We start from the raw sequence: 11,193 nt of genomic DNA on the forward strand, positions 1-11,193 counted from the left end.
GTCGCAGACATCCAAGAGCGAGCCGTCGCACAACACCACGGCGCGGAAGATCGTGTTTTCCAACTGGCGCACATTGCCGGGCCAGGAATAGCGTTCCAACAGGTCGGCGGCCTCGGGTGTCAGACCGGCCACCGGCTTGTGCTCTTCGATCGCGAAGCGGGTGATGAAATGGCGGGCGAGGGCGGGAATGTCGTCGCGGCGATCGCGCAGCGCCGGCACGAAGATCGGGAAGACGTTGAGGCGATAGAACAGGTCTTCGCGGAAGCGGCCTTCCTTGGTCAGTTCGGCGAGATCGCGGTTGGTCGCCGAAATGATGCGGACATCGACTTTCACCGGGCGCTTGGCGCCGATCGGATCGACTTCGCCTTCCTGCAGCGCGCGCAACAGCTTCACCTGCATGTCGAGCCGGAGTTCGCCGATTTCGTCGAGGAACAGGGTGCCGCCGTCGGCTTCCTGGAACTTGCCGGCATGGCGTTCGGAGGCGCCGGTGAACGAACCCTTCTCGTGACCGAACAGAATCGACTCGATCAGGTTCTCGGGAATGGCACCGCAGTTGACGGTGACGAACGGACGGCCGGCGCGGTCCGATGAGCCCTGAATGGCGCGCGCCACCAATTCCTTGCCGACGCCCGATTCGCCTTCGATCAGAATCGGAATGGTCGATTGCGCCGCGCGCACGCCGAGGCGGGCGACCTGCTTCATCTCGTCGGACTTGGCGATGATGTCGTCGAACACCAGGCGGTTGTCGGACTTCTTCTTGAGGCGCGAAACTTCGGTCGACAGCGTGCCGATCTTGAGCTGGTTGCGGATCGACACCGCGATGCGTTCGGGACTGGCGGGCTTGACCAGAAAGTCGTTGGCGCCGGCGCGCATGGCTTCCACCGCCGAGTCGATGCCGCCCTTGGCGGTCAACACGATCACCGGCAGATCGGGATGGGAGACGCGCACCTTCGACAAAACTTCCAGGCCATCGATGTCGGGCATGATGAGGTCGAGCAGGATCAGCGCAATCTGGTCGCCCTTGGGCCCGTTCACCAGATCGAGCGCCGGGCCGCCGCCGGGGGCGGTCACCACGGTCATGCCCGAACGGCTGATCGCAGCTTCCAACAGGCGCCGTTGCACCGGATCGTCATCGACGATGAGAATAGTCTGGGCCATCACGTCCTCGAGTGTTGAGGCGCAATGTGGTCCGGTGAGGGTAAAGGTCTGTTTAAGATGTGTCCTTTTGCGGCACAGAGTCCTCCCGACTTAGTATAGTAAACATACAGTAAATATCGGTTCGGCGCGAATGCTGACAAGGTGTCAGTTTACGCCGGATGCTGGCGCCGCCTTTCTCCTCTCGCGCCTGGGTGCTCCCCCACGGCCGGCGCAGTCCCGGGCGGCTGGCGCAGAAACGGGCAAGGTGTCGATTCTGTGGCGGATTTGGCGCCGATCACGGCCGTCTTGAGATAGCCATCCTTGTGTGCCAGCTTCTCGCCATGAGCGACAAACCTGCCACGATCATCGACTTTCCCGAGCTTCAGACCCCTTTGGCCGCGCTCGACGGGGCCGTTCCGGCCTCGCCCCAGTGGTTCAAGGACGCCATCGCGGTCACGCCGGAGGACAATATCGTCGAAGTGGAAGGGGCGCCGATCCACTATTTGAGCTGGGGCGCTCGCGGTAAACCGGGCCTGTTGCTGGTCCACGGCAATGCCGCCCACGCCGGCTGGTGGAGTTTCATCGCCCCGTTCCTCAGCCGCGATTATCATGTCGTGGCGCCCGATCTGTCCGGCATGGGCGATTCCGCCTGGCGCCCGGCCGGCTATTCGATGGAAGGCTTCGCCGCCGAGGTGCTCGCGGTCGCCGAGCACTCCGGCCTGTTGTCGGTGGAAGAGCCGCCGGTGATTGTCGGCCACTCCTTCGGCGGTTTCGTCACCATCCTGGCGGGTGCGTTGTATGGCGAGCGCCTCGGCGGCTCGATCATTCTCGATGCCCCGGTCAATCCGCCCGACCGGGTCCATTCCACCCCGCTGACGGCGCGCGCCCATCACCACTATCCCACCATCGCGCGGGCGCTGGCACGCTTCCGCCTGCTGCCGCCGCAGGTGTGCGAAAACCTGTTCCTGCTCGATCATGTCGCCCGCCAGTCGCTGCGCGAGGTCGAAGGCGGCTTCCGCTGGAAGTTCGATCCCCAGATCTGGCGCGATTTCTCGATCGGCGACATGGAGGCGCGCTTGCGCGACACCAAGTGCCGGATCGCGATTTTCCGCGGCGAGAATTCCATCCTGATGCCGCCCGAAATCGGGAATTTCATGTCGAGCCTGCTCGGCCGCACCGCCCCGGTGGTGGAAATCCCCGAGGCGCAACACCACGTCATGCTCGACCAGCCTTTAGCGCTGGTGGCGGCCTTAAGGGCGCTGCTCGCCGACTGGCGCCATTCCGAAGTGTCGCGCTCGCCGGACGAACCGCCCGAACTCTGAAACGCGGCCGGCCGGCAATTGAGGGTTTGCTGGTTTAGAAGTGGTAGCGCAAGCCCAGCCCGACGCCGAGGCCGTCGTCGTCGCCTTGGGAATAGAGCCCGAACACGCCGGAGCGGTGATAGAGCCGCGCCGCCCAGTCCCAGTTCTCGGTGAACGGCAGCCCCGACGAGAATTCCGCCGTCACCTCGTTGAGGAATTTCTTGCGCAGCGTCGCCGAGACCTGGTGCTTGTAGCAGATCACCTCGTAGGCCGGATCGAGATCGTAGGAGGGGCCGGTATAAACGGCGAAACTGGTGCGCTCGTAGCCGAACAGATTGTCGAACTGCAGCCCCAGCATGCCGGCGAAGATCGTGTCCTGGTGATCGAGGAAGGTCTGGTTCACCTGGATCTCGGCAGCGATGTAGATGTCGGAGCCGAGGCGCACGAGCTTGCGGTTCAGCGCGACGCCGGCGACCAGGCCGCGCGACTGCATGTTGAAGCCGTCCTGAACGATGGCGCCGACGAACTTGCGCGCATTGGGACCCAGCCACAGCGATACCGACCAGTTTTGCGACTGTCTGCTGTTGCGATCCCAATAGGAGCCTTCGGCCGCAGCCGCAGGAAGGATCGGAGCGAGCGCCGTGAGTGCCGCCAGAATAATCCGCCTACGGAACATATCGCCTCCCGCTTGAAAGCCGACGCAGCAGCAGCGGAAGCTTAGACTACTTGAGGTTGTACATTTGTATTATTCTGTTGTGGCGCCGCGGCCATTGCCGCTCCGCAAGCTTTGCCTATAGTCGCCGCCGATCCAGGGAGCCGGTGGATGGACTCGACAGACGAGACGGACGAGGTGTCGGTGACCGCCGATATCGGCGAACGGCTCCGGACATGGCGTAAGTTCGTCGCCCATCTGCGCTGGTTCACGCTGGCGACGGCGGCATTTTTGATCGCGCTTCTCATCTTCCGCACGCACGGCTGACGCGTCCGTAAGAATTCGAAACAGACTGTGTTTCGGTGCGGTTGCGAAATGTCAAAGAACCCCCAAAATCGCGACCAATTGGTGTGTAATGCCGCATGCGGCAGCGTTGCCTATGGGACATGATTGGGTTATGCCCGCCGCGGCTAAATTTGGGGGCGGTTAGTGGCCGCAAGGCTGGTTATTGCTGCGTGAAGGCGGCCCTTATCTGCTCACAAGTCCGTGGCCCGTATGGGGGACCCGTTGCCCTCGATCAACCAACGAGATGCGTGAACCATGCCTCAAATAATCGGAATCCCAAAAGAGACGTACGCCGGCGAGAAGCGCGTCGCGATCGCGCCCGACGTCGTCGAAAAACTGATAAAGCTCGGATTCGCGGTGCAGGTGGAAACGGGTGCCGGGGAGGGTGCCAGCTTCTACGATGATGCGCTTGCCGCAGCCGGAGCAAAAATTCAGACCGCCGCCGAGCTCTATGCGACCAGCGACATCATCTTCAAGGTCCGTGCCCCGGACGCGAACGAAATCGCGCTCCTGAAAGCGGGACAGACCCTCATCAGCTTCATCTGGCCGGCCCAGAATCCCGACCTGATGCAGACCCTGGCCGCCAAGAAGATCACGGTTCTCGCCATGGATGCGGTGCCGCGCCTGTTGTCGCGGGCCCAGAAAATGGATGCCTTGACTTCGATGGCCGGCATCAGCGGCTATCGCGCCGTGATCGAGGCCGCCAACGCGTTCGGCCGCTATTTCAACGGCCAGATCACCGCCGCCGGCAAGATCGCGCCCGCCAAGGTGTTCATCGCCGGTGCCGGCGTTGCCGGTCTGGCGGCGATCGGAACCGCAGCCGGCCTCGGCGCCATCGTCCGCGCCAACGACACCCGCGCGGAAGTCGCCGATCAGGTCAAATCGCTGGGCGGCGAGTTCGTCAAAGTCGATTACGAGGAAGAAGGTTCGGGCGGCGGCGGTTACGCCAAGGTCATGAGCGAAGGCTTCCAGAAGGCCCAGCGCGAGATGTACGCGAAGCAGGCCAAGGACGTCGACATCATCATCACGACCGCCCTCATTCCGGGCAAGCCGGCGCCGCGCCTGATCACCGCCGACATGGTCGCCTCGATGAAGCCCGGCAGCGTCATCGTCGACATGGCGGGCGAGCAGGGCGGCAACTGCGAGTTGACCGAACCCGGCAAGGCCGTCGTCAAGCACGGCGTCACCATCATCGGCTACACCGATCTGGCGTCGCGGCTTGCCAAGCAGTCTTCGACGCTGTTCGCGACCAACCTGCTGCGGCTCACCGAAGAACTGTGCAAGGCCAAGGACGGCCAGATCGTCGTCAACATGGAAGACGATGCCATCCGCGGCTTCACCGTCATCAAGGACGGCGACATCACCTGGCCGGCCCCGCCGCTGAAACTGCCGGCGCCTCCGCCCCCCAAGCCCGCGGCGGCTCCGGTCGTCAAGGAAGAGCCGAAGAAGTCCGGCATCGGCCAGGCCATCATGGTCCTGGCGGCGGCCGGCCTGTTCGCGCTGATCGGCATGACGGCGCCGGCCGCCTTCATCGGACACTTCACGGTATTCGTGCTGGCCGTGTTCGTCGGCTACATGGTGGTGTGGAACGTCACGCCGGCGCTGCATACGCCGCTGATGAGCGTGACCAACGCCATTTCCTCGATCATCACCATCGGTGCCTTGCTTCAGGTCGCCCCGCCGCACGTCGAGGGGCGCATGGATGATGTGATCCTCTACGTCGCCGTCGCGGGCATCGCCCTGACGTCGATCAACACCTTCGGCGGCTTCGCGGTGACGCGGCGCATGCTGATGATGTTCCACAAATAAGGGGACCGCACCAATGAGCTTTGCTATTCCTGCAACATTGACGACGGTCGCCTATATCGTTGCGACCATCCTGTTCATCATGAGCCTCGGCGGCCTTTCCAATCCGGAAACGTCGCGTCGCGGCAATTGGTTCGGCATCATCGGCATGACCATCGCGGTCGTCGCCACCGTGTTCGGCAGCCGCATCATCACCGGCACCGATCAGCCCATCGTCGCCTTCCACGGCCTGCCGTGGATCATCGGCGCCATGGCGATCGGCGGCACCATCGGTCTCATCGCGGCGAAAGTCGTCAAGATGACCCAGATGCCCGAGCTGGTGGCGATCATGCACAGCCTGGTCGGCCTAGCGGCGTGTGCCATCGGCTTCGCCAGCTTCATCGACACGACGCCGCTCGACGTCCTGCCCAAGGACCTGGCGGCCTCCGAAACGATCCACCTGATCGAGATCTATGTCGGCATCCTGATCGGTGCCGTCACCTTCTCGGGCTCGGTGATCGCGTTCGGCAAGCTGTCGGGCAAGATCGGCGGCAAGCCGGTGATCCTGCCGGGGCGCCATCTGGTCAATCTGGCCGGCCTCGCAGTGGTTCTCGTCTACGGCTACATCTTCGTCATGCACGGCCCGATCAAGGCCGGCACGCCGTCGGTCGATATGCTGGTGCCGCTGATCGTGATGACCGCGATTGCGCTCCTGTTCGGCATCCACATGGTGATGGCGATCGGCGGCGCCGACATGCCGGTGGTGGTGTCGATGCTCAACTCCTATTCGGGGTGGGCAGCGGCGGCGACCGGCTTCATGCTGTCGAACGACCTGTTGATCGTGGTCGGCGCCCTGGTGGGTTCGTCGGGTGCGATCCTGTCCTACATCATGTGCAAAGCGATGAACCGCAAGTTCCTCGCCGTGATCGCCGGCGGCTTCGGCACCGGCGGCGGCACCGCGGCGAAGAAGGCCGATGGCGAGCCGCAGGGCGAAGTCTCGCCGATCAGCGCGGTCGAAACCGCCGAGCTGCTCAAGGACGCCAAGAACGTCATCATCGTTCCGGGCTACGGCATGGCGGTCGCCCAGGCGCAGCACACGGTGTACGAGATCACCAAGTTCCTGCGTGAAAAGGGCGTCAACGTCCGCTTCGGCATCCACCCGGTCGCGGGCCGCATGCCGGGCCACATGAACGTGCTGCTCGCCGAAGCCAAGGTCCCCTACGACATCGTCATGGAAATGGACGAACTCAACGAGGACTTCCCGCAGACCGACGTGTCGATGGTCATCGGTGCCAACGACATCGTCAATCCGGCGGCCGAGGACGATCCGACCAGCCCGATCGCCGGCATGCCGGTGCTGCAGGTATGGAAGGCCAAGACCTCGATCGTGATGAAGCGCTCGATGGCGTCCGGCTACGCCGGCGTCGACAATCCGCTGTTCTACAAGGAGAACAACCGGATGCTGTTCGGCGACGCCAAGAAGATGCTCGACGAAGTGCTCGCCGCCCTCAAGGCCTGAGCAGTTTCGTCATCCTGAAAAAGACCCCGCCGGAGCGATCCGGCGGGGTTTTTGTCAGTTCGGCGGGTTGTAGGTCTCGAGGAACTTGACCGTCGCCTGCAGCATCTGCAGGCGGGTGTCGCTCTTCGACAGCCAATGGTCCTCGTGGCTGAGGGTGACGAACTCATACGGCTTCTTGGCCGCTTTCAGCGCATCGGCCATGTCGTCGCTCTCGAAGTAGGGCACCACGGTATCGTCCTTGCCGTGGATCAGCAGGATCGGGATCGTCACCCTGTCGATGTGCTTGATCGGCGAGATGTCGGCGAGTTTGGGATCGTTGAGGTCGGTGATGGCGAGGAAGCGATCCCAGAAGCGTTCGCCGCGCGTTTCGGCGTCGCTGTTCGGCCAGCGCTCATAGCGGAACAGCGCACGGATGTCGGAAATGCCTGCAATCGACACGGCGCAGCGATAGACGCCGGTGTCGAGCGTGGCGCCCGCCAGCGCCGCATAGCCGCCATAGCTTGCCCCGACAATGCAGACCCGCTTGGGATCGATCATGCCTTGTGCCGCCAAGGCGCGGACGCCGTCCGACAGGTCGGACTGCATCTTCTTGCCGAACTCGCCGAAGCCGGCCTGGAGCAGCTCCAGGCCGAACCCGTCGGAGCCGCGGAACTCTGGCTGCAGCACGGCATAGCCGCGCGAGGCGAGCGCCTGCGAGAACCAGTCGAAGCCCGGCTCGTCGCGGCTGTGCGGGCCGCCGTGGGGCAGGACGACCAGCGGCAGGTTTTTCGCGTCGCGCCCGTTGGGCAAGGTGAGATAAGCGTTGACCTTGCGCCCGTCGCCGGCGGTGTATTCGATCCAGCGCTTGGGCGCGATCTCGTCGACGCCCTTGTAGGTCGCCCCGATCGGGGCGGCCTTGTGCGTGGTCATGTCGACGAGCGCGAAGCTGTCGCCGTAGGCCGGGCCGAACACATGGATGATGACCTTGGCGTGATCGTCCGACCACCCTTCCAGCTTGATGTTGATCGCGTCGTTGAACGCCGCCTTGACGCTCCGCCACATGCGGTCGTCGCGGCCATCGAACAACTGGTAGTCGTCGCGGTCGTAGACGTGCGACACGCCGATGATGCGGCCCGTGCGTGACGACGTCAGGGTGTCGCTGAAACCCTGGCCGGCGTGCAGCCACGGCGCGACGCTGCCGTCTTTGAGCGCGATCTGCTTGATGTCCGGCAGCCCCGCTTCGTTCGGAATGTACACGACCACGGCGGTTCCGTCCTCGCTGAGGCCTTCGAGGTGCGGCGAGGCGATTGGCGCCGGCAGGTCGAGCGCGTGGATCGTACCGTTGTCGTTGAAGATGTCGGCCTTCCAGTGCTGGGTGTTCTCGTCATAGCTCGCCTCGGCGACGATCTTGCCGTTGGCGTCGACGATCCAGTCTTCGGCGCGGGTGTCGCGCGGGTTCGAAACCATCTCGGTCAAATTGGCCTCGACGTCGACGCGGAACAGCGCCAGATAGCCGGCGTTGCCGACAAAATAGATGCCGCGCACGAACAGGCACGTCCTGCCGTCAATCGTGCGCGCCTGCGGTTCGCCAAGAACGACGTTCATCGTGTCGGCGCCGCCGCCGCCGCGGACGTGCTCGAGCAACGCACGCTGCACCTTGGTCACGACGTTGTAGGTCTGCGACATGAAATACTCATGGCGATGACCCATCATGCCCCTCGGCTGCGAGGTGACCGAGGTGGTGATCACGAGTGTCTGGTTGTCGGCCCACTGCAGGCCGCGCATCTTGGCATCACCAAGATTGACCATGCCGACGACCGCATGATCGGCGATCGTCTGGGCGACCACGACCCGTTTGGCGCCGAGATCGCGCACATAGGCCAGCGTATTGCCATCCGGCGAAATCGTCGCTTCCGCCAAGGTCGGCAGATTGCCGAACGCCTCAACTGGGGGCGCCGCCAGCGCCCACGCCGTACACACGAACAGTGCGGCCACCGCCGCAGCCCAACCCCGCATCATCTTTGTCCCCCCTTGCTGATACAGCCCGCACAAGCGGCTCGCCATAATGGCACAAACTTGGAACCGGTTCACGGCCTGGCAGCGCCCGCGGCACGTCGGAGCGGCGGGCCGCGACCATTCGATCCGGCCGGCAATTGTTCGAAAATTAGAACAACCGTAACCCGTGGCGGAGCAGTCTCCGCCTGGGCGTGCGTTCGCGCACGGGGGGAGAAGACATGTTTCGCAATGCATCGTTAAACTCCAAGGTCCTTGGAGCGTTCGGCTGCGTTCTGGCTACGACCGTCCTGGTAGGACTGTTCTGCCTGCAGCGCGTGATGGTAACCAATGCCAGCGCGGTCGCTCTGGCCACCCAATGGCTGCCATCGACGCGTGCTCTGGGCGACCTGCAGTACACCATCCAGCGCTATCGCACTTGGCAGGGCAACTACCTCGTCGTGTCCACCGACACGCAAAAGACCGCCGCCCTCGACAAGCTGCGCGGTTTCGAACGGGACGTCGACCATCATCTCGCGACGTACCGGGCCGGCATCGAAAGTGCCGAAGAACATGAGCTCGCGTCCCGCGTCGCCGACATCTGGAACAGCTACAAGCCGATGATGGACGAGGAGATCGCCCTCTCGAAGTCCAGTAGCCGGGATGCGGCGTCAGAGTTTCTGGCCGGGCCGGTGACCAGGAAGGCGCAGGACTTGCGTGATGCGATCAACGCCTGCGTCGACTACAACGACCGCGGCGCCCAGGCCGCCCGTGCCGCCGCCCAGGGGGCCGCCGATTCGGCGACAATTGGCATAGTCATCGGCATGATCGTAGCGCTTCTGGCGGCAATTGCGGCGGGCTGGATGCTCGTGTCCTCGGTCTCACGCCCGATTGCGAACATCACCGACGCGCTGGTCGGGTTGTCCAAAGGCGACTTTGCCGCGCCCGTTCCTGCAATCGACCGCGCCGATGAAATCGGCAAACTGGCCGGTGCGATGGCGGCGTTCAAGACCCAGCTTGCGGCGGCCGAGCGCTCCAAGGCCGAACAGACCACGCTGATTGTCTCCACCATCGGTTCCGGTCTCGATCACCTCGCCAAGGGTGATCTGGCGTATCGCATCACCACCGCGCTTGAAGGCCCGTTCGTCAAGTTGCGCGAGGATTTCAATGGCGCGATCGCTCACCTCGAAGCCATGGTGCGGCGCGTGCTGGCCGGCATGGACGACATCGCCGACGGCGCCGCAGAACTCGCCAAGGCCGCCGACGATCTGTCGTGTCAGGCTGAGCGCGACGCGGCGAGCCTGGAAGAAACCGCCGCGGCGCTCGATCAGATCACTGTTACCGTCAAGCATGCCGCGGTGAACACCAAGTCGGCACGGGCGGCGGCGGTGGAAGCGCGCAGCGGTGCCGAGGCCGGCAGCCACGTCGTCGACGCAGCCATCGGCGCGATGGGAGCCATCGCCGAATCCTCAAAGAAAATTTCGGAGATCCTCGGCCTGATCGACGAGATCACCTTCCAGACAAACCTCCTGGCCCTCAATGCCGGCGTCGAGGCGGCACGGGCTGGCGAAGCGGGCAGGGGCTTCGCCGTGGTCGCCGCGGAAGTTCGTGCCCTGGCGCAACGGTCGAGCGAGGCGGCCAAGGAGATCAAGGCACTGATCGCCTTGTCGGGCAATCAAATCACCGAAGGCGTCAAGGATGTCGATGAGGCGGGAGCCACGCTCAATGCCATCGCGGCGCGGGTGCTAGAACTCGATGCGCTTGTCGCCGGGATCGCCCAAGCTGCCGAACAACAGGCCGTGGGAATCGAACAGGTCAATGCCGCAGTCGGGTCGATGGACCAGTCGACCCAGCATACCGCTGCGACGGTCGAACAAAGCACTGCCGCAACCCGCAGCCTGCTTGATCAGGTGACCGCCCTCAAGGATCTGGTGGGTTTCTTCCACGTTGGAGCGGAGGATCGCCCCGGGATGCGCGGGAGAATAGCCGCCTGAGGGCTTCGAACACAGAATCAGCACCAGTGCGCCTCGGCGGTGTTGCCACTGGTCAAAACCTGCGATGAATTCGCCGACAGGGCGCGGCAACCTCCGTGGCGGTTTTGCGGCGGCCCGATTTCCCTTATGTCGGACAGGGGTTTGCGGTGCTCTTGCGCATCATGCCAAGGCACCGGTGTCATCGAATTATCTTTTTCCCTGACTTGTAGCCGCCGCAGCTGGACCGCTAGACTCCTGCCACTTAGCAAAGTGACGGGCCTGATCGTCGCCACGACGCGTTCGATCGGCAACCCGTCCGCCGGGACGGCCAGGAAAACCAGACGTCGTGTGTACCATCCGAGAGGCGCGGCTGCCGAACGACAAGCCGGTGATCCTCGACTTCATCGTGGCGCTTCAGCGCTATGAATCGTTCCTCGAACCCAACCACCTCATCGATCTCGTCAAAGCCGAGGAGTATTTCAATTGGCTCCTCGAGCGCCGCGGCGCCAT

The 11,193-nt window shown here is 63.8% G+C and carries 8 protein-coding genes; 5 read left to right on the forward strand and 3 right to left on the reverse strand.

The genetic code is table 11. From position 1 onward, the window contains the following. A partial coding sequence (locus AC1P6P_RS09490) for a sigma-54-dependent transcriptional regulator (protein ID WP_481402196.1) occupies nt 1-1,158 on the reverse strand: 1,158 nt, incomplete at its 3' end. A gap of 320 nt (nt 1,159-1,478) precedes the next feature. Here AC1P6P_RS09490 and AC1P6P_RS09495 point away from each other — a divergent pair. Next, complete coding sequence (locus tag AC1P6P_RS09495; RefSeq protein ID WP_481402197.1) at nt 1,479-2,459, forward strand: alpha/beta fold hydrolase; 981 nt, start codon at nt 1,479-1,481, stop codon at nt 2,457-2,459. Nucleotides 2,460-2,493: 34 nt separating this feature from the next. On the opposite strand, the gene AC1P6P_RS09500 is transcribed toward AC1P6P_RS09495, so the two are convergent. Beyond that, the gene (locus AC1P6P_RS09500; protein ID WP_481402198.1) at nt 2,494-3,114 is read right to left on the reverse strand and encodes a hypothetical protein; all 621 of its coding nucleotides are present in this window, start codon (nt 3,112-3,114) and stop codon (nt 2,494-2,496) included. 147 nt (nt 3,115-3,261) lie between these two features. Here AC1P6P_RS09500 and AC1P6P_RS09505 point away from each other — a divergent pair, with 147 nt between their 5' ends. From AC1P6P_RS09505 to pntB, 3 genes are all read left to right on the forward strand, one after another. Further along, the gene (locus AC1P6P_RS09505; protein WP_481402199.1) at nt 3,262-3,417 is read left to right on the forward strand and encodes an aa3-type cytochrome c oxidase subunit IV; all 156 of its coding nucleotides are present in this window, start codon (nt 3,262-3,264) and stop codon (nt 3,415-3,417) included. Between the two features lie 273 nt (nt 3,418-3,690). Continuing rightward, complete coding sequence (locus AC1P6P_RS09510; RefSeq protein WP_481402200.1) at nt 3,691-5,244, forward strand: Re/Si-specific NAD(P)(+) transhydrogenase subunit alpha; 1,554 nt, start codon at nt 3,691-3,693, stop codon at nt 5,242-5,244. A 13-nt stretch (nt 5,245-5,257) separates the two neighbouring features. Further along, the gene (gene pntB, locus AC1P6P_RS09515) at nt 5,258-6,739 is read left to right on the forward strand and encodes a Re/Si-specific NAD(P)(+) transhydrogenase subunit beta (protein ID WP_481402201.1); all 1,482 of its coding nucleotides are present in this window, start codon (nt 5,258-5,260) and stop codon (nt 6,737-6,739) included. A gap of 54 nt (nt 6,740-6,793) precedes the next feature. Here the strand turns inward: pntB and AC1P6P_RS09520 are convergent, their stop codons facing one another. Next, a complete protein-coding gene (locus AC1P6P_RS09520; RefSeq protein ID WP_481402202.1) occupies nt 6,794-8,737 on the reverse strand; it encodes an alpha/beta hydrolase family protein in 1,944 nt (647 codons plus the stop codon). A 215-nt stretch (nt 8,738-8,952) separates the two neighbouring features. Here AC1P6P_RS09520 and AC1P6P_RS09525 point away from each other — a divergent pair, with 215 nt between their 5' ends. Beyond that, nucleotides 8,953-10,704 carry a HAMP domain-containing methyl-accepting chemotaxis protein gene (locus AC1P6P_RS09525; RefSeq protein WP_481402203.1) on the forward strand — a complete coding sequence of 584 codons (1,752 nt, stop codon included), beginning with the start codon at nt 8,953-8,955 and terminating at the stop codon, nt 10,702-10,704. Nucleotides 10,705-11,193: the final 489 nt, after the last annotated feature.

The organism is Rhizomicrobium sp. (genome assembly GCF_056722145.1).

What these genes read in the sequence shown, in the direction of transcription:
- AC1P6P_RS09500 (WP_481402198.1), bottom strand. Translation starts at nt 3,114, where the DNA reads ATGTTCCGTAGGCGGATTATTCTGGCGGCACTCACGGCGCTCGCTCCG.
- pntB (WP_481402201.1), top strand. Translation starts at nt 5,258, where the DNA reads ATGAGCTTTGCTATTCCTGCAACATTGACGACGGTCGCCTATATCGTT.
- AC1P6P_RS09520 (WP_481402202.1), bottom strand. Translation starts at nt 8,737, where the DNA reads ATGATGCGGGGTTGGGCTGCGGCGGTGGCCGCACTGTTCGTGTGTACG.
- AC1P6P_RS09525 (WP_481402203.1), top strand. Translation starts at nt 8,953, where the DNA reads ATGTTTCGCAATGCATCGTTAAACTCCAAGGTCCTTGGAGCGTTCGGC.
- AC1P6P_RS09495 (WP_481402197.1), top strand. Translation starts at nt 1,479, where the DNA reads ATGAGCGACAAACCTGCCACGATCATCGACTTTCCCGAGCTTCAGACC.
- AC1P6P_RS09505 (WP_481402199.1), top strand. Translation starts at nt 3,262, where the DNA reads ATGGACTCGACAGACGAGACGGACGAGGTGTCGGTGACCGCCGATATC.
- AC1P6P_RS09510 (WP_481402200.1), top strand. Translation starts at nt 3,691, where the DNA reads ATGCCTCAAATAATCGGAATCCCAAAAGAGACGTACGCCGGCGAGAAG.